The 18,692-nt window shown below is 46.4% G+C and carries 11 protein-coding genes; 5 read left to right on the top strand and 6 right to left on the bottom strand.

Annotated features, from left to right (window positions below):
- The first annotated feature begins 64 nt into the window (after positions 1–64).
- Together QUA02_RS11260 and guaD are read left to right on the top strand one after the other, a co-directional pair.
- On the top strand, positions 65–904 hold the full coding sequence (locus tag QUA02_RS11260; protein WP_333027599.1) for a Uma2 family endonuclease: 840 nt from the start codon (positions 65–67) through the stop codon (positions 902–904).
- 240 nt (positions 905–1,144) lie between these two features.
- On the top strand, positions 1,145–2,500 hold the full coding sequence (guaD, locus tag QUA02_RS11255; protein WP_333027596.1) for a guanine deaminase: 1,356 nt from the start codon (positions 1,145–1,147) through the stop codon (positions 2,498–2,500).
- Between the two features lie 67 nt (positions 2,501–2,567).
- Here guaD and QUA02_RS11250 read toward each other — a convergent pair whose 3' ends face one another.
- The 3 genes from QUA02_RS11250 to QUA02_RS11240 form a co-directional block, all read right to left on the bottom strand.
- Positions 2,568–4,004, bottom strand: coding sequence for an NCS2 family permease (locus tag QUA02_RS11250; RefSeq protein ID WP_333027593.1), 1,437 nt, complete (start codon positions 4,002–4,004; stop codon positions 2,568–2,570).
- A 34-nt stretch (positions 4,005–4,038) separates the two neighbouring features.
- On the bottom strand, positions 4,039–5,091 hold the full coding sequence (locus tag QUA02_RS11245; protein WP_333027589.1) for a Rieske 2Fe-2S domain-containing protein: 1,053 nt from the start codon (positions 5,089–5,091) through the stop codon (positions 4,039–4,041).
- A 192-nt stretch (positions 5,092–5,283) separates the two neighbouring features.
- Positions 5,284–6,549: a Na/Pi cotransporter family protein gene (locus tag QUA02_RS11240; RefSeq protein ID WP_333027586.1), complete on the bottom strand. Its 1,266-nt coding sequence runs from the start codon at positions 6,547–6,549 to the stop codon at positions 5,284–5,286.
- A gap of 651 nt (positions 6,550–7,200) precedes the next feature.
- On the opposite strand from QUA02_RS11240, the gene QUA02_RS11235 reads away from it, so the two are divergent.
- The gene (locus QUA02_RS11235) at positions 7,201–7,614 is read left to right on the top strand and encodes a nuclear transport factor 2 family protein (protein WP_333027583.1); all 414 of its coding nucleotides are present in this window, start codon (positions 7,201–7,203) and stop codon (positions 7,612–7,614) included.
- Between the two features lie 385 nt (positions 7,615–7,999).
- Here QUA02_RS11235 and QUA02_RS11230 read toward each other — a convergent pair whose 3' ends face one another.
- From QUA02_RS11230 to QUA02_RS11220, 3 genes are all read right to left on the bottom strand, one after another.
- Positions 8,000–8,668: a 2OG-Fe dioxygenase family protein gene (locus QUA02_RS11230; protein WP_333027580.1), complete on the bottom strand. Its 669-nt coding sequence runs from the start codon at positions 8,666–8,668 to the stop codon at positions 8,000–8,002.
- A gap of 188 nt (positions 8,669–8,856) precedes the next feature.
- Positions 8,857–9,621 (bottom strand): HpcH/HpaI aldolase family protein, encoded by a 765-nt coding sequence (locus QUA02_RS11225; RefSeq protein ID WP_333027577.1) that lies wholly within the window; start codon positions 9,619–9,621, stop codon positions 8,857–8,859.
- A gap of 87 nt (positions 9,622–9,708) precedes the next feature.
- On the bottom strand, positions 9,709–10,098 hold the full coding sequence (locus QUA02_RS11220) for a hypothetical protein (RefSeq protein WP_333027574.1): 390 nt from the start codon (positions 10,096–10,098) through the stop codon (positions 9,709–9,711).
- A 267-nt stretch (positions 10,099–10,365) separates the two neighbouring features.
- Here QUA02_RS11220 and QUA02_RS11215 point away from each other — a divergent pair, with 267 nt between their 5' ends.
- Positions 10,366–12,465, top strand: a complete 2,100-nt coding sequence (locus tag QUA02_RS11215) for an FAD-dependent oxidoreductase (protein ID WP_333027571.1) — start codon at positions 10,366–10,368, stop codon at positions 12,463–12,465.
- A gap of 277 nt (positions 12,466–12,742) precedes the next feature.
- Positions 12,743–18,559: a HAMP domain-containing protein gene (locus tag QUA02_RS11210; protein ID WP_333027568.1), complete on the top strand. Its 5,817-nt coding sequence runs from the start codon at positions 12,743–12,745 to the stop codon at positions 18,557–18,559.
- Positions 18,560–18,692 lie beyond the last annotated feature (133 nt).

Here is an 18,692-nt window from a genome sequence, read left to right as displayed (position 1 = left end):
GTCTGAACTCAGATGGCTCTAAAATTTCGCAGTACAATTAACAATAACTGCACGGAAAACGACGATGAACGAGACAATAACTGCTACTGGTCTGCCTCCTGCATTCCCCGATCATACCCAACTGCCAGACGAAGACGGTACATTTGTGAAAAATTTTCAGGAGCATCCCCAGAGCATCATTCTGACAGATTCGATCGGGCCGGTTGTAGAGCGGCTGCATCCAGACGGACAATACGCGATCGGGCAAGATTGCGGCATTTACTGGCGAGAAACTGACCCGCCAGAGAAAGGTGCAGAAGCACCGGATTGGTTTTACGTGCCCAACGTACCGGCAACTCTCGACGGTTTTCGCCGCTCTTATGTACTTTGGCGGGAACACATGGCGCCGTTGATTGCTTTAGAATTTGCTAGCGGTAATGGAGACGAAGAGCGCGATCGTACTCCCCTGGCTGTGGCGGCTGACGGTACAACAACTAAACCGGGTAAGTTTTGGGTGTACGAGAAAATTATCCGCATTCCTTACTACGGCATTTATGAAATTAAAACTGGCAATTTAGAAGTCTATCACCTGATAGATTTGGTGTATCGAAGGATAGAGCCAAACGAACGCGGTCACTATCCCATTCCTTTATTAGAAGTAGAATTGGGACTTTGGCAGGGAAGTTATCAAAATCAAGAAATGCTTTGGCTGCGGTGGTGGGATTTGCAGGGGAATTTGCTGTTAACTGGCTCCGAACAAGTTGAAATTGAGCGGGCTAGAACCGAACAAGAACGCCAAAGAACCGAACAAGAACGGCAAAGAACCGAGCAAGAACGCCAAAGGGCCGAACAAGCAGAGCGAAAACTCGCCCAGTTAGCGGAGCGGCTCCGAGCAATGGGAATCGATCCCGATACTGAGGATTGATATCAAATCCGATCGTAGTAGATACCGAGCCGGTGCGTCGCGATCGACAATCTGTAAATCTACTAGATTTTCTCCTAGCGACGCACCATACCTCATCGCGAGCCGGTGCGTCGCAGCAGTAATAATGCGATTAGATTAGTCTTAAAATTATTTTTGTAGTAAATGTAACTTACAAATCTGACATTACAAGCAATCATTTTAAGAGGATTGAGCCAACCTCCAAAACCAACAAATTTTCACATGGCAATTAACAAAAATTTATCTGTATCTAAAAATTCAATTAAAGCGTTTCGCGGTGCTTTTCTAGATTTTGTGGAAGATCCTTTTTATGTTGCCCAAAATCAAAGCGTTCGCTATGTTCCAGATGGTCTGCTGGTTGTAGAAAACGGAATTGTTAAAGCTTTTGGAGCTTACGATCGCCTGAAAGAGCAGTTCTCAGACATCACTGCGTCTGAATACCCAGGAATGCTGTTGATGCCTGGATTTATTGATATTCACGTGCATTTCTCCCAAACTGGAATGATTGCTGCTTACGGAAAACAGCTTTTGGATTGGTTGAATCAATATACGTTTCCAACCGAACTGAAGTTTAAAGACCGAGAATACGCCGAACAGGTTGCAGCTATTTTTCTTGATGAACTCTTACGCAACGGCACCACGACGGCAGTTGTTTTAGCAGCGGTTTTTTCAGCATCAGTCGATGCTTTTTTTGAGGCAGCGAGCCGTCGAAATCTGCGGATGATTGCGGGTAAAGTGATGATGGATCGCAATGCACCGAAATATCTGACCGATACGGCCCAAGAGTCGTATAAAGATAGCAAACAACTGATTGAAAAATGGCATCGCAATCAACGATTGTTATACGCGGTTTCGCCTCGGTTTGCACCGACTTCAACCCCGGAACAACTGAAGCTAGCAGGGAAACTGTTGCAAGAGTATCCTGATGTTTATCTGCACACGCATCTATCAGAGAACGTTAATGAAGTTGCTTGGGTAAAAGAACTTTTTCCCGAGTCCAAAGGCTATCTCGATGTGTACGATCGAGCTGGATTGGTGGGAGAGCGATCGATCTTTGCACACGGCGTACAACTGACGAATGCAGAATTTCAACGGATCTCTGAAGCAAAATCCACGATCGCATTCTGTCCTACGTCAAATTTGTTCTTAGGCAGTGGGTTGTTCGATCTTGAAAAAGCGAAGTCGATCGACGTTCCGGTTAAAGTAGGGCTTGCCACAGATGTTGGTGCAGGAACGAGTCTTTCGATGCTGCAAACGGCAAATGAAGCGTACAAAGTCGCGCAACTGAGACAATACTCTCTCTCTGCATTTCAAGCATTGTTTCTCGCTACGCTGGGCAGCGCTAGAGCGTTATGTCTTGACGATCGCATTGGCAATTTCGAGGTGGGTAAAGAAGCAGATTTTGTGGTGCTGGACTTGCGATCGACGCCGATCATGGCATTTCGCAATTCTGTAGCACCCGCAACAACGCTGGAAGAACTTGCCGATCGTGCCTTTAGTTTAATCATCATGGGCGACGATCGAGCCGTTGAGGCAACCTACATCCTGGGGGAACTCGCCTACAGCAAAGCAGATTAAACTATCGGCGTCGCCTCAACCACTGGTAAGTCATTCAAACCTACCAGTTCGCGATCGCCATGCCGGCTCAGGCTGCTGAATGATGAAACCGCAGCGACATAAAGATGAACCGAATAACGAAGATCCCCGCAATGATCCAAGTTCCCCCAGACACTTCCTTGGCTCTACCTTGGCAGGTTTTCACAATCGGATAGGCAATAAATCCGATCGACAACCCTTCCGCGATCGAATAAGTCAATGGAATCAGGAATATCGTTAGAAACGCTGGAATCACTTCCGAAATATCATCCCAGGGAATTTCTTTAACCTCAGCCAACATCATCGCGCCAACAATCACCAGCGTCGGCGTCGTTGCAAAAGCTGGAATCGCTTTAAACACCGGAATGAAAAACAGCGACACCGCAAATAATCCTGCCACAACTAAAGCGGTAAATCCTGTTCTACCGCCTTCGGCAACACCTGCGACGGATTCAACATAAGCCGTCACGCTCGACGTACCGAAGATCGGCCCGATTGTGGTGCCAATCGCATCTGCCATCAGTGCTTTATTTGCACGCGGCAACTCGCCATCCGGGCCGATATAGCCTGCCCGCATTCCCACACCCGTTAACGTCCCGATCGTGTCAAAAATATCAACAAACAGAAATACAAACAGCACTGCAATCCAGTCAAGAAAATTGTCGGAGTTCAGATTAGCAATTCCCACAAATGCTTGACCAAAAATGTCTTTTGGCAATTCTGGCAGCGCAAAAAATCCTTGAGGTGGGGGTGAAACCTTGAACAGCCAAGCCCAAATTGCGGTGCCAAAAATTCCAAAGAGTAACGCACCTCTGACGCCCCGAACCACCAATCCGGCTGTCATCGCTAAACCCGCCACAGCGAGTAGCGTGTTCGGTTCTGCTAAACTGCCAAACGCCGTTTTTGTCGCTGGATTTGCCACAATCAATCCGGCTCCCCCATTGGCAACATCTCCTGACATACCGATGTAGGCAATAAACAAGCCGATCCCTGCTGCGGTTGCGTGCTTGAGCGACCTGGGAATTGCCACGATCAATAACCGACGTACATCCGTGAACGTCAGAGCGATAAAAATTAACCCCTGAACAAACACGCAGGACAGCGCCAATCGCCAATCGATTTTCAGTCCGATTACAACTGAGAAAGCAAAAAAGGCATTCGTTCCCATTCCAGGCGCCAGCCCGAAAGGGTAGTTTGCTAAAATTGCCATGCAGAAGGTTGCAACTGCCGCCGCAACAGCGGTTGCCACAGCCAATTGCGAAAACAAATCTCCAGGCTGTTGTAGAAAAATCGCGTTTGACAGCACGATCGGATTGACGACTAAGATGTATCCCATCGTCATGAACGTGGTGATACCCGCGAGCGTCTCTGTTTTGAAATTGGTTCTGTAGAAATCAAACTGGAAGAACTCTGCCAGTGCAGCTTGCCAACCTGTGTAGGATTGCTTTGGCGGAATCGGTTTTTGAAATTCTAAATCAGCGCTCATGGTTTCGATCTCCGAAAATCTATTGAGATAGGAGTTAGGCGGTAAACGATCGTCCTAGACCCAATGCCGCCAATCCTTTGCGATACGCGATCGAGCTTTTATCCCCGGCAATGTGGACTTCATCTTGCAGCGCGATCGGTAAATCTTCGGGATACTGTTCCTCAACAATATCCTTATCTTCGCCAAACACTTGATGGTTAAAGTCCAGCGTGTCTTGCAGCGGTGCATCTTTGTCAAAATTGCGGCAAATCGGCACAAACAAGCGCGTTTTGCGGGCTGAAACCGGACAGGCTGCATTCAGGATGTGTAACTGCCCGTTCGGAAAGGTAACGGTTAACTTCGCTGTGAACGGCAGCCACACTTCAAACAATCGACGCCACTTAAACCCAGGCGGACTCAGATGCTTTAGACCGTGCGGATAGTTGCTCACAGTGCTGACATAATCAGCGCGAAACCCGTGCGGTAGTCGCTCAACGGGATAATCTGGCACTTCTTGATTTTCGCGCTCGCCAAAGGATTCGGTGTGAACAAACGCAAAATGACTCACATCCAGAAAGCCTTCGACTTGACGACCTGCGGCAGCTTCGATCGCCACGCTGGCTGGGAGTACCTGAATATAGTCTGGATCGTTCCATTCCTTGAAGTCAGGAAAATGGACTGAACCGTTATCCACGAGCCTTACCCACACTAAACCATAGCGTTCGGTGACAGCGTAGGTCGTCAATTTCAGCCGAGCGGGAATAGCGGCATCCGGTTGAGCGGGAATACGCGTGCATTGACCGCTTTTGTCGTAGCGGATGCCGTGATATTTGCATTGGAGTTCATCGTTCTCAACCCATCCCAAACTCAGAGGAGCACCGCGATGCAAACACAAATCCCGTGCTGCAACGATCGAGCTATCGGAAAGTCGAAACAGCACGAGCCGTTCATCGAGCAGCTTTGCGGCAAACGGTCGATCCGTGACTTCATGCGAGAAGGCGATCGGATACCAAAACGGCGCAAGGGCTTTCCAATCAGTTTCAGTAAAAGTGCAGTTTCGAGGCAATATAAACGCAGAATTGCACGATCGTTCTTGTGTAGTGTGCATAATGCTGTATGCGAAATACCGCTGAAGCTTAAAACATTAGAAAGCTTACTTCTGTACGATTTACTACATATAGCCTGTCTCAGTAACATGAGTTAGTTGTAGGTTGGGCCCTTGGAACGAACCCTACGTTTCACTTCGCCCAAATCTCTGGGGCTAACTGGTGGCTCGCTGCTCTTTTACCTATGTCAAATGCTAGTTGTAGTCCGATCGCGAGTTGCGATCGAACGCCGAATCTGTTTCATCCTTGCCTTTGGGAATCACTTTTTCCAATCCCTTAGCAATTAATGGTAGAAATCCGATAACCAACATTACGCCCAATACGTTAAATATTAATTGAGCGTTGGCGATTTCTCGGGCAACATCTTCGCCTGCCCCAAATAAGCTGGAGAGCCATTGGGAGATCGCCGCCAATTGACTAGCAAATAAAATCCCCAAAGTGGCGGTCGTCAGATTAAATAATAAATGAAAAATCCCCGTTCGTACAGCAGGTCTTTCTCGTCCAATTGTCGCGACTAATGTATCGGCGCAAGTTCCAACTTCCGCTCCTAACATTAAGGCTATCCCAGCAGGAAGTGAAATTAAACCTTGACTAGCTAGGGTAACGATAATAGCAACCGTAGCGGAGGAAGATTGAACTAAAATGGTAAACAAGGCACCAATTCCAGCTCCTAGTAAGGGTTTTTCTCCCAAAGTTTCCATTAACTTAAGAAATGGTTGGTAGCTCTCAAACGGCTCCATTGCGCTTTCAATTTGGTCTAGTCCGAAAAACAGTAAGCCAAAACCCAGCAAAACTAAACCAATATTTTTGAGTCGGTCTGTTCTCCCAATAAAAGTTAACAAGAAGCCAATAAACATCACAAGTGGCGCGTATTCGTTAATTTTAAAAGCAACGATTTGAGCGCCGATAGTCGTGCCAATATTGGAACCTAAAACTACTCCTAGAGACTGAACAAATGTTAGCAATCCGGCACTCACCATCGCAATTGTAATAATAATTGTGACGGATGAAGAATCTAATAAAGTAGTGGCTGCTGCGCCTGTGGCGAGTCCGGCATAGCGATTTGTAGTAAAATGTCCGATAATTTCTTTCATGCGATCGCCCGCAATTGCTTCGAGTCCTTCCGCCATCCGAGTAACACCATATAAAAAGAGCACCAATCCCCCGATCGCGCCCATTGTCATTTTAAAAGGCTCTAGTTTTTCCTCTTTTTTATCTTCCCCTTCGCTGGCATTCTTAGCTGGTTGATTCTTCTGCTGTTGCTGTCCTTCAGTAGCAGCAGGCGTTGGTTCTACTTCGCTTGAATTGGGCGTTTGAGCTTGGACGCTAACTTCTAAAGATGGGTAAAATAAATTATAACGAGCGCCGATCAAGGGAGGAACAACAATCAAGATTGTTGCTAAAAAGCTGAGTACCAATAGGTTGAGAATTTTTTGCCTTGAATTAATTAAAAATCGCATGATGTTTCCTCAAATTTTTATTAACTTTAAAATTTTAATAAATGCCAAACATCTACCTAAATAAATAGTTTAAAATTCGAGAGAAAAGATTATTATTGGTTTATAAACAGGTTAACAAAACTTGCGGAAATGATAAACTAACGGGTGGCTTCTTCCGAGACAGAACGCATTGCGCCATCAGTAAGTCGAGCAAGATTTCGATAATTTAGAGCAAGAATCGAGGTTGAACGAACTGTTTACACTCTTTAAGCTTTAAGTAACCGCTATCAATTAACCGCAGCGAAAGGAGGAACTTATTATGTCAGAAAATCACACGCCGCCAAATATTGACAGTCGGCGTACCAAAAATCGCAGGGCTGATATCAAATCCGGTGGGAGCGGAATTATAAGCGTGCGAGCGTGTTAGCGAGCGGGGACGCTCGCACTGATATTATCCAAATATATTACTCCGATGCCACCGGAAACGATATGACAGGAGCGATCGCTCCTAGTTTCACGTCTGTGCGATCGACGACCTGAAATCTGCTGTATGTAGAGGGACGGGATGAGAAAATATCTAATCTAATAAAGCCCGTCCTCGACGCACACACGCTATCTCTAGGGCTCCACGCACACCGCACTTACCCTTTACACTCACAAACAACAAAGCTGATGGAAACTAAACCACCTCTACCGCCCTTTACGTTGGAAACGGCTAAAGCCAAAGTTCAAGCTGCTGAAGATGCCTGGAATACCCGCGATCCAGAACGAGTAGCCTTAGCTTATACGGAAGATTCTCAGTGGCGAAACCGTGCCGAATTCTTCAGCGGACGGGAAGAAATCAAGGCTTTTTTAAGACGAAAATGGGCAAAGGAATTAGATTACCGTTTGCAGAAAGAACTCTGGAGTTTTACAGACAATCGGATTTCTGTTCGCTTCGAGTATGAGTGGCACGATGATTCTGGCTACTGGTATCGCGCCTATGGTAATGAACAGTGGGAATTTGCAGAAAATGGGTTAATGCGAAGACGTGAAGCCAGCATTAATGATGTTCCCATTCAAGAGTCCGAACGGAAGTTTCGATAAGATTTATCTGTGAGTTGCTAGACGCATAAACCTGGTTTTTTAGGAAAATATGCAGGTTTGTAGTCAGGACTTTAGTCCTGATTGACTAAACGCCCGAAACAGGACTCTTCGTCCTCACTACGAACGAAAGGTTGCTCGTAATATCGTTTCCGGTTGCATTGGAATAATATATTTGCATGATGTCAGTGCGAGCGTCCCCGTTCGCGACTTGGATCGCGAGCGGGGACGCTCGCACGCTTATAATTCCGATGCCACCGGAATTGATATAAGGACTTAGGCACGGGTGGTCAGAAACCGGGTTTGTTTGCGATAAGACTTCGTTACAGCCCGCAGAAACGGCAAAAAACCCGGTTTCTTTGCTTTTGATGCGTATGTCCAACTCTCCTCAATCGCAAAGTAAACTCGGAGAAGTCAGGACAAAAACATCCCTCGTCCCCACCCCTTCAGATTCCGGTTTAATCGGCGTAGTAAAATGGAAAAACTCGTGGTCGTTAACTAACAGCAATTCTCCCGGATGCAGAATTTTATTAAAAACAGGCTTCTCTTTTTTAGCCAAGTACAAATGCGTTTCGCCGCCGACAATATTAGTTCTGTCAACCGAGAAGATGCCGATAAAATCAGTACCGTCTCTGTGAATGCCTTCCGGTGCGGGGTTGCCGAAATTGTGCGGCGAACAACTCGTCCTGATTTGATGGATGCCGATTTCAGCTTCCGGGTGAATTTTGCAGGAATCGAAAAAAGCAAAAATCATCTGTTTGAAATTATCGAGGGCAATTAGCCGATCGTCCAATTCGGCAAATTCGCGCCGGATATCGCCCACTAGCGGATTGTATGTTTTGCTTTGAAACAAGTAGCCGTGAGGCAACTTAACCAACTCGTTCCCGTTCACGACAAACCGCGACAATCTTCTCGATCGATACTTTCCTCTGATATAAGGATCGACAGGCATATCGTCAAAAAATTCCTTGAAACCTTCTAGCTTAATCGAGTTTACTTTTTTGAAAGTAAACATGAAAGCATAATCCAAATGAATGGATTCTAATACCGTTTTCATAGATTTTTCTCCCTGAAGCCTTGCTCCCCTCCCCAGTTTTGCCTTAAGGAGGTGTATGCTTCTACTCTAGCGCAGGTTTTTTGTATGTGTCGTAAAAGACACTACAAAAATTGCAAAGATATCGTAAAGACGACAAGATGAATTCAGGGGCTTGTTTTTCTTTTTATCGAAAATCCAAAATCTAAAATCTAAAATCGATTGACCGCTTTCACCAGCGACTGACAGGCCCGCAGGAAAACGGCAACATCGACCCCAAGTGCGACGTACTGAACGCCAGCATCAATCCACTGCTGGGCGATTTCGGGGTTTTCGGCAAAAGTACCGGCCGCTTTGCCTGCACTGCGGATGGTTTGCACTGCCTCCTGCATCATGTCGATGACTCGGGGATCGCGGACTTGGCCGGGAATGCCGATCGACTGCGACAGATCGTAAGGCCCCAAAAAAATCACGTCAACCTGCGGCACAGTCACAATTTCCGCGAGGTTGTCGATGCCGCCTTTGCCTTCGACATGAATCACAACTAAGGATTCTTCGTTGAGTTTGTCCGTGATATTTGTACCTGCGGCGGTGTAAAGTCCCGCCCGCGTAGCGAAGGAAAGGCCCCGCGTGCCCAGAGGACTGTATTTAGCACTTTTGACAGCGGTTTCGGCATCAATTTTGCTTTCAATTTGAGGTACTTGAACGCCTGCACTGCCGATGTCGAGAGCTCGTTGAATTTGCGGCCCGTCGTTCTTGCGGACGCGGACGATGGGTGCAATTCCGGTGCAGTCGGCGGCGCGACACAAATCTTCAGCAGCAAGCGGGTGCAGGGGGCCGTGTTCCATGTCGATGACGGCGAAATCAAATCCAGCGTGACCGCAGATTTCTATGAATGCGGGATAAGCGCAGTTCATAAATAAACCGAGGACTGTTTCGCCTTGTTTGATTTTTTGTTTGAGTTGGTTTTGACGCATAAATTTGGAGTTTTTTATTGGCGATGAATGCCGATGAACCCATATTTTTTTTAAAATACAGCTCAAATATTGCCCTTATAAATTACTTTATGTTAATAGAATAGCTAAAAATTTGGTAGCTGATTTTGCTTCAATCTTAAAGGGAATTAAGCACAAAAGCCAGCCCACAATAAACATTCCTAAGATTGGTAAAAATATTGGTCCTATGGAGGGTTCGACTAACCAAGCAAATAAAGAAAACATTCCAATACTGCCAGTTGTCCACAGCCAAAGAATCAAAAATGCTAGGACTATTTTATTTAAAGTCATGCTAATTTTGATGGAACAACCGAAGGGTTGAGAATGGATCTTTCCTTTTATAATTGGGAAAAATAAATGACTCCCGATGATAATGCGATTAATTTTGAAGGTATTGCCAGAAATTGTTCCTTCATAAGGTTTTGCAGGTGGCGGGCCAAAGGGTATAATTATTTTCAAAATTTTGGGATTAGTGACAATTTCGTCCAACCTGCGCCAAACTTCCGAACAAGTTAAACTGGTGGTAATTGTTAAACTCTCAAAAGGAATCAATGAGCTAAAAATTTTGACGATAAATTTGACAATATTGAGCATAAGTTTGAGCCGGCTGTTCAATAGTTGTTGCTGGTATTAATGCCTCTTCAATAAAAAGTTTTTCCTGACTGTACCACGAAATACCAGTATACTGCAAAATAAACATTTGGATGCGATGAGTGTGTTTTGCTTATGTCAAAATTAATTCCACAATCTCCGATGAAACTTCGAGGGTATCTATTTTCGCTCAAAGGTCGATCGATCCTTAGCCTCACCCTCGGCATAATTTCCGCGATAGGGAGCATTTCGCCAGTATTTGCCGAACCTCCGCGTAATCCAGACAATGCAGAAACTTGCGACATTCTAGTAGCAGGCGGCGGGCTCGCAGGCGCTGCTACCGCTTACGAAGGTTTGCTGGCGGGGCGCACTGTTTGCATGACTGAAATTACTGACTGGGTAGGCGGTCAGATTTCCTCCCAGGGAACTTCCGCACTCGATGAAAGAGAAACTCAGCGATCGCTCTTATTTTACCCCCGCGGCTACCTAGAATTGCGGAGGCGGATCGAGGAACATTACGGCCGGCTAAATCCCGGAGGCTGTTGGGTTAGCTATTCGTGTTTCATGCCCTACGACGGTCACAAAATTCTATTTAACATCTTGCAGGATGCCGCTAAAACAGGCAAAGGCACGCTGAAATGGTTTCCCAATACAGTTATTAAAGAACTAGCAATTACTCCTGCTGTGGCGGGGAATGCAGTTGGGGGTCAACAAATTAAAAGTGCGATCGCCATTCAACACAAACCTGCCGCCAACACCCCGCCAATCAACACCGAAACTCTTTCTCAGACTATCGAAGATGCCTATCGCTACGAAAATTCGGCGCGATTTAACAAAACTATTATTCGGTTTATTCCCAAACCACCTAACCAATCTAATTCAAAACCTAGGGGTGCTGATTGGTACGTTGTAGATGCCACTGAAACCGGCGAATTGATCGCACTTGCGGATGTTCCCTACCGCCTCGGAATTGACCCGCGTTCCCCTCTCGAACCTTCTTCTGCCAGCCCAACCGGCGACGCTTACTGCACTCAAGGTTTTACTTACACTTTTGCGATGCAGGCAACGAAGGAACCGCAGCAGCATCAAGTGCCGTCTTTCTATCAACAATACGCTCCTTACTACAGTTATGAATTGGCGAGATTGGCGAGCTTTCCGTTAGTTTTCAGCTACCGCCAAATTAGGAGTACGAGACCGGATGAGCCGCGCCCTTCCGACCCGAAGCTATTCCCGATTTATCCTGGGGATATTTCGATGCAAAACTGGACTTGGGGCAATGATTACCGTCCGGGTTCTGCCCAGGATAATTTAATTTATTCTCGCGCGCAGTTGGAAGCGGCCGGTCAACTGCAACCGGGTGGATGGATGGGCGGTTTGCGAACGGAAACTTTGCGCCGAGGGGAGGAAAACTCTAAGGGATATTTTTACTGGTTGGTAGCAGGAACTACTGATTCGCAGCTAGGAAATAATGTGAAAAAGCCTTATCCAAACAATCGTCTTTTGAGCGGGTTGGATTCGCCGATGGGGACCGTGCACGGACTTTCTAAATATCCTTATATGCGGGAGGGCCGGCGCATTATTGGGCGGCCGAGTTTCAATCAGCCTCAAGGTTTTACGGTGTGGGAAGTTGATATGTCTCGCATCGACTTTAAGGCTGAGTTTTACCGCCAGAATTTGTCGGAGGAAGAGTATCGCAATTTGTGGTTGGCTGTGGGTGGTTTGAATGCGCCGGCTTTGGCCGTGGGAAGTCAATCGGTAGAGGATACAAAATCGCGATCGCGCGCTACGATTTATCCTGATTCTGTGGGTATCGGTCATTATGCGATCGACTTTCACCCCTGCATGACCAACAGTCCGCCGGAAGCACCGGGAAATACCGAACGGGAAGGCACTCGCAAAGCTCAAGGCCAAGCTTATCCGTTCCAAATTCCGCTGCGGGCAATGATTCCTCAAAAGATTGACAATATGTTAGTGGCGGGTAAAAGTATTGCTGTCAGCCATACAGCAGCGGCTGCTTATCGAGTGCATTCTTTTGAATGGTCTGCCGGTGCTGCGGCGGGAGTTACGGCTGCTTTTTCCCTAGAAAAGGGGATTTTACCTTATGAATTAGTGGACGAATTGCCGTCCCGCGAGCCAAACTTGGAAATGTTGCAGTTGCGGTTGCAACAAAATAAGAATCCGATCGCCTTTCCGGGTACTTCTATTTTCAATAGTTCGTGGCAAAATTGGAAATAATCGCAGTTGGTAATGTGTAGAGCGGGCATCCTGCCCGCCCTACAATAAAATTCACTCTTTGTGGAACAGGGTGGAACAGGCTTCCGGGCCTGTTCCTGACACCCCACAATTAACTGCTTACCAAGAAGAGTTTGCTAACGAGTACAAAATACCTGATAAACAGCAATTTGTCATCCATCTTTCGATATAAGCAATCAGACACTGCTTTAGTCGGATAATATCAATAATCTCAAAAATATTCCCCCCTTCCCCTTCAAACTCGTCAAAGGTAACGGTCATGTCAACTGCACAGATAACAAGCGCCAATTCAAATAATGGTTATGCCAAACAGTTACTCAGAACCTTAGTAGCTGTTAAAAAAGGGGACTTTTCAGTTCGGATGCCCATAGACCAGACCGGTCTAGCGGGAAAAATTGCTGACGAACTTAACGACATTATCGATCTCAATGAGAGAATGGCGGCCGAACTCGATCGGATCGGCACAGTTGTCGGTAAAGAAGGCAAAATCGCCCAGCGGGCAACCATCGGCAGCGCCGAGGGGTCTTGGGCAGCTAGCGTAGATTCTGTCAATACCCTAATTACAGATTTAGTGCAACCAACCTCTGAAACCGCGAGAGTAATTCGGGCCGTAGCAAAAGGAGATTTATCGCAAACCATCGCCTTAGAAATAGAAGACAGACCCCTCAAAGGAGAATTCCTTCAAACAGCGCAAATTGTTAACACAATGGTAGACCAGTTGAGCTCCTTTGCGTCGGAAGTAACGCGGGTTGCTAGGGAAGTGGGAACCGAAGGCAAATTAGGGGTGCAAGCTGAAGTTAAAGGAGTTGCAGGAACCTGGAAAGATTTAACGGATTCAGTTAACTCGATGGCCGGCAATTTAACAGCACAAGTACGGAACATTGCTGACGTGACAACCGCTGTGGCAAATGGCGATTTATCCAAAAAAATTACCGTAGATGTGAAAGGGGAAATTCTCGAACTGAAAAATACGATTAACATCATGGTGGATCAGTTGAGTTCCTTCGCGTCTGAAGTAACGCGGGTGGCGAGAGAAGTAGGAACCGAAGGCAAATTAGGCGTGCAAGCTGAAGTGCGGGGAGTAGCAGGAACCTGGAAAGATTTAACGGATTCAGTTAACTCGATGGCCGGCAATCTTACCGCACAAGTACGGAACATTGCCGACGTGACGACTGCTGTGGCAAATGGTGACTTATCTAAAAAAATTACTGTAGATGTTAAAGGCGAAATTCTGGAGTTAAAAAACACGATTAACATCATGGTGGATCAGTTAAATTCCTTCGCATCTGAAGTAACGCGGGTGGCGAGAGAAGTAGGTTCCGAAGGCAAACTCGGCGGTCAAGCAGAAGTTAAAGGAGTTGCAGGAACTTGGAAGGATTTAACTGATAGCGTTAACTTCATGGCAGGCAGTTTGACAGCACAAGTGCGGAACATCGCTGAAGTGACAACCGCTGTGGCAAAGGGCGATTTATCTAAGAAAATTACCGTCGATGTTAAAGGCGAAATTCTTGAACTCAAAAACACCGTCAACACGATGGTTGACCAGTTAAATTCCTTCGCATCTGAAGTCACCAGGGTTGCTAGGGAAGTGGGAACGGAAGGGAAATTAGGCGTACAAGCTGAAGTGCAAGAAGTAGCAGGAACCTGGAAAGATTTAACGGATTCAGTTAACTCAATGGCCGGGAATTTAACAGCACAAGTCCGAAACATTGCTGAGGTGACGACGGCGGTTGCTAACGGTGACTTATCTAAAAAAATTACGGTACAGGTTAAAGGCGAAATTTTAGAACTGAAAAACACCATTAACGTGATGGTGGATCAGCTTAATTCCTTCGCTTCTGAAGTCACGCGGGTGGCTAGAGAAGTGGGTTCCGAAGGTAAGCTGGGCGGGCAAGCCGATGTCCGAGGCGTAGCAGGAACTTGGAAGGATTTAACGGATTCAGTTAATTTTATGGCGGGTAGTTTGACAGAGCAAGTACGGAATATTGCTGCTGTTACGACTGCTGTGGCAAATGGGGATTTATCTAAGAAAATTACTGTAGATGTTAAAGGTGAAATTCTGGAGTTAAAAAACACTGTCAACACGATGGTAGATCAGTTAAATTCCTTTGCGTCGGAAGTAACGCGGGTTGCTAGGGAAGTGGGAACCGAAGGCAAATTAGGAGTGCAAGCTGAAGTTAAAGGAGTTGCGGGAACTTGGAAAGATTTAACGGATTCAGTTAACTCGATGGCCGGCAATTTAACAGCACAAGTGCGGAACATTGCCGAAGTGACAACCGCTGTGGCAAATGGCGATTTATCAAAGAAAATTACCGTAGATGTAAAAGGCGAAATTCTCGAACTGAAAAACACGATTAACATCATGGTGGATCAGTTGAGTTCCTTCGCATCTGAAGTAACCAGGGTGGCGAGGGAAGTAGGAACGGAAGGTAAATTAGGCGTGCAAGCTTACGTGCGGGGTGTAGGGGGAACTTGGAAAGATTTAACTGATAATGTTAACTTGATGGCGGGGAATTTGACAGCGCAGGTGCGGAATATTGCGGAAGTGACGAAAGCGGTGGCAAATGGCGATTTGTCTAAGAAAATCACCGTCGATGTCAAAGGCGAAATTCTGGAGTTGAAAGATACTATTAACGTGATGGTGGATCAGCTTAATTCCTTTGCTTCTGAGGTGACGCGGGTGGCGCGGGAGGTAGGAACTGAGGGTAAATTGGGCGGTCAAGCTGATGTGAAAGGAGTTGCGGGAACTTGGAAAGATTTAACCGATAACGTAAACTCGATGGCGGGGAATTTGACAGCGCAAGTGCGGGGTATTGCTAAAGTTGTGACGGCGGTGGCGAATGGCGATTTGAAGCGGAAATTAATGCTGGAAGCAAAGGGAGAAATTGCGACTCTGGCAGATACGATTAACGAGATGATCGATACGCTGGCGACGTTTGCAGATCAAGTTACTACTGTGGCGCGGGAAGTGGGAATTGAAGGGAAACTGGGCGGTCAGGCTAAGGTTCCGGGTGCGGCGGGGACGTGGCGAGATTTGACGGATAATGTGAATGAATTGGCGGCGAATTTGACTACTCAGTTGCGCGCGATCGCCGAAGTGGCAATTGCTGTTACCAGAGGCGATTTAACGAGGTCTATTTCTGTCGCCACAGAAGGAGAAGTTGCGATCGTTAAGGACAACATTAACCAGATGATTGCCAATCTTCGGGAGACGACGCAGAAGAATACTGAGCAAGATTGGCTGAAAACAAACCTTGCTAAGTTCACTCGAATGCTACAAGGTCAGCGGGATTTAGAAACTGTTTCTAAACTAATTCTCTCAGAATTGACGCCGCTGGTTTCTGCTCAGCATGGCGTCTTCTTTATGATGGAAGCTGTCGAACACGATCCGTTTCTCAAACTGTTAAGTACCTACGCCTACCGCGAACGCAAGCATCTGGGAAATAGATTTAATTTAGGCGAAGGTTTGGTAGGACAGTGCGCCCTGGAAAAGGAACGAATACTGTTGACAGAAGTGCCGGACAACTACGTTAAAATTTGCTCGGGACTGGGAGAATCTACGCCGTTAAATGTCGTGGTTTTACCCGTACTATTTGAGGGACAAGTAACGGCAGTAATCGAGTTAGCTTCGTTCCGCAGATTCAGCGAAATACACTTGACATTTCTCGACCAACTTACAGAAAGTATCGCCATTGTTTTAAATACAATTGCGGCGAGTATGCGGACGGAAGAGTTGCTGAAACAGTCGCAGTCTTTGGCAGAAGAGTTGCAAACTCAGCAAAAAGAACTAACGGAAACTAACAAGCGTCTCGAACAACAAGCGCAGTCGCTCCGCGCATCTGAGGAACTGTTGAAGAATCAGCAGGAAGAGTTGCAACAAACGAATGAAGAACTAGAAGAACAAGCTGAATTGCTAGCGCTGCAAAATAAGGAAGTTGAGCGGAAAAACCGAGATATCGAACAGGCGAGGGGGTTGCTGGAAGAAAGAGCCGAACAGTTGGCTCTAACTTCTAAGTATAAGTCGGAGTTTCTGGCTAATATGTCTCACGAGTTGCGTACTCCGCTGAATTCGCTGTTGATTCTCGCTCGATTGCTTTCTGATAATACTGAAGGCAATTTGACTCTGAAGCAAGTTGAATACACGCGGACAATTTACTCGGCGGGAACGGATTTGTTAGGGCTGATTAATGACATTTTGGATCTCGCTAAAATTGAATCAGGCACGATGTCGGTGGAAATTGAGCAAGTGTTGTTTCCCGACTTGCGAGATCATTTGGATCGAACTTTCCGCCAAATCGCCCAGGATAAGAAGTTGAGTTTTCAAATCGAGCTTGAGAGTGGGTTGCCAAAAGGTCTCTATACTGATGCTAAACGGCTGCAACAAGTTTTGAAGAATCTCCTCTCTAATGCGTTTAAGTTTACAGAGCGGGGTGAGGTGAAATTGCGTGTCGAAGTAGCGCGGGAAGGGTGGAGTTTAGAGATAGAAAGTTTAACGAGTTCCGCTACTGTTTTGGCTTTCTCGGTTAGCGATACGGGGATTGGGATTTCTGCTGAAAAACACAGGGTTATTTTTGAGGCTTTCCAACAAGCTGATGGTAGCACTAGCCGCAAATACGGGGGAACGGGTTTGGGTTTGTCAATTAGTAGAGAAATCGCTAATCTGTTAGGCGGAGAAATTAAATTGACAAGTCGCCCTGGTGAGGGTAGTAGGTTCACGCTTTATCTGCCGCAAACTTACCAAGAATCGCGAGTAATGAATGATAGGGAACCGGAAATGGGCAAGCAAACGGCTCAATTGCCGCCTGCTATTTCTGCCGCAGTTCCTTCGCCGAATTTCCACTTGCCGATCGCCCCTTATCCATCACCTATTATCGCTGATGACCGGGAAACTGTCGATCCCGGCGATCGCGTGCTGTTGATTATTGAAGATGACGTGAACTTCGCTCGCATTCTTTTGGATATGGCGCGGGATCAGGGTTTTAAAGGTTTAGTGGCTTTACGGAGCGATATCGGTTTGGCGATGGCGCGAGAGTTCAAGCCAACTGCGATTATGCTGGATCTAAATTTGCCTGTGATGGATGGCTGGACAGTGCTGGATCGCTTAAAGCATGATGCGAATACGCGCCACATTCCGGTTCACATTGTATCAGTTGAAGAAGGGCGGCAGCGCAGTTTGCAGTTAGGGGCGATCGCCTATTTGCAAAAACCTGTTAGCAGCGAAGCTTTGAGCAAAGCTTTGACTGATATTAAGGGTTTTGTCGATCGGCGAGTCAAGAATCTGCTAGTTGTAGAAGACGACGAAACACAACGTCTCAGCATTGTGGATTTAATCGGCAATCACGATGTTGTAACGACGGCTGTGGGGAGCGGTGCAGAGGCGCTAGAAACTTTGCTTTCAGGGCATTTTGACTGCATTGTACTCGATTTGGGACTGCCAGATATGACTGGTTTTGAACTGATCGAGCAGATCAAGCAAGATGCAACTTTAAAAAGTCTGCCGATTATTGTTTATACAGGCAAAGAGTTGACGAGAGCCGAAGAAACTCAACTTAAGCGCATGGCTGAAACAATAATTGTTAAAGATGTGCGATCGCCGGAACGTTTGTTAGATGAAACAGCTTTGTTCCTGCACCGAGTTCAAGCAGATTTGCCGGAACCGAAGCGCCAAATGCTCGAGCAATTGTATCAAACTGATTCGACGCTCGCGGGCAAAAAAGTCTTGATTGTTGACGACGATATGCGGAATATTTTCGCCCTGACGAGTATGCTGGAGCGCCATAAAATGAAAATTGAGTATGCTGAAAACGGCAGAGAGGGCATTGCTAAATTGCAAAATACGCCTGACATAAATATTGTGTTGATGGACGTGATGATGCCAGAGATGGACGGTTACGAAACAATGCAAGCAATTCGCAATATGCCTCAATTCGCTTCCCTGCCGATGATTGCTCTTACTGCCAAAGCTATGAAGGGCGATCGGGAAAAATGTATCGAAGCTGGTGCGTCTGACTACATTACCAAACCTGTTGATACGGAACAGTTGCTCTCGCTGCTGCGTGTCTGGCTTTATCGATAATGGAAGGAAGTTGACTGTTGGCAGTAGTCAGTAGTCAGTTGGCAGTTGGCAGTTGTCAGTAGTCATTTGTTAATCGTTTGCTGTGGCTAACAACAAATAACCAATAACATTAATCAACAGTCAACAGTAAACA

It is taken from the genome of Microcoleus pseudofavosus SVA1_A4, from assembly GCF_036700565.1.
Classification (GTDB): Bacteria; Cyanobacteriota; Cyanobacteriia; order Cyanobacteriales; family Microcoleaceae; genus Microcoleus.
This window is presented reverse-complemented; position numbering and strand designations above follow the sequence as displayed.

Bases quoted from the DNA above. Each gene is read 5' to 3' on its own strand.
- QUA02_RS11250 (WP_333027593.1), bottom strand. From the start codon at position 4,004: ATGAGCGCTGATTTAGAATTTCAAAAACCGATTCCGCCAAAGCAATCC.
- guaD (WP_333027596.1), top strand. From the start codon at position 1,145: ATGGCAATTAACAAAAATTTATCTGTATCTAAAAATTCAATTAAAGCG.
- QUA02_RS11245 (WP_333027589.1), bottom strand. From the start codon at position 5,091: ATGCACACTACACAAGAACGATCGTGCAATTCTGCGTTTATATTGCCT.
- QUA02_RS11260 (WP_333027599.1), top strand. From the start codon at position 65: ATGAACGAGACAATAACTGCTACTGGTCTGCCTCCTGCATTCCCCGAT.
- QUA02_RS11210 (WP_333027568.1), top strand. From the start codon at position 12,743: ATGTCAACTGCACAGATAACAAGCGCCAATTCAAATAATGGTTATGCC.
- QUA02_RS11215 (WP_333027571.1), top strand. From the start codon at position 10,366: ATGTCAAAATTAATTCCACAATCTCCGATGAAACTTCGAGGGTATCTA.
- QUA02_RS11230 (WP_333027580.1), bottom strand. From the start codon at position 8,668: ATGAAAACGGTATTAGAATCCATTCATTTGGATTATGCTTTCATGTTT.
- QUA02_RS11225 (WP_333027577.1), bottom strand. From the start codon at position 9,621: ATGCGTCAAAACCAACTCAAACAAAAAATCAAACAAGGCGAAACAGTC.
- QUA02_RS11235 (WP_333027583.1), top strand. From the start codon at position 7,201: ATGGAAACTAAACCACCTCTACCGCCCTTTACGTTGGAAACGGCTAAA.
- QUA02_RS11240 (WP_333027586.1), bottom strand. From the start codon at position 6,549: ATGCGATTTTTAATTAATTCAAGGCAAAAAATTCTCAACCTATTGGTA.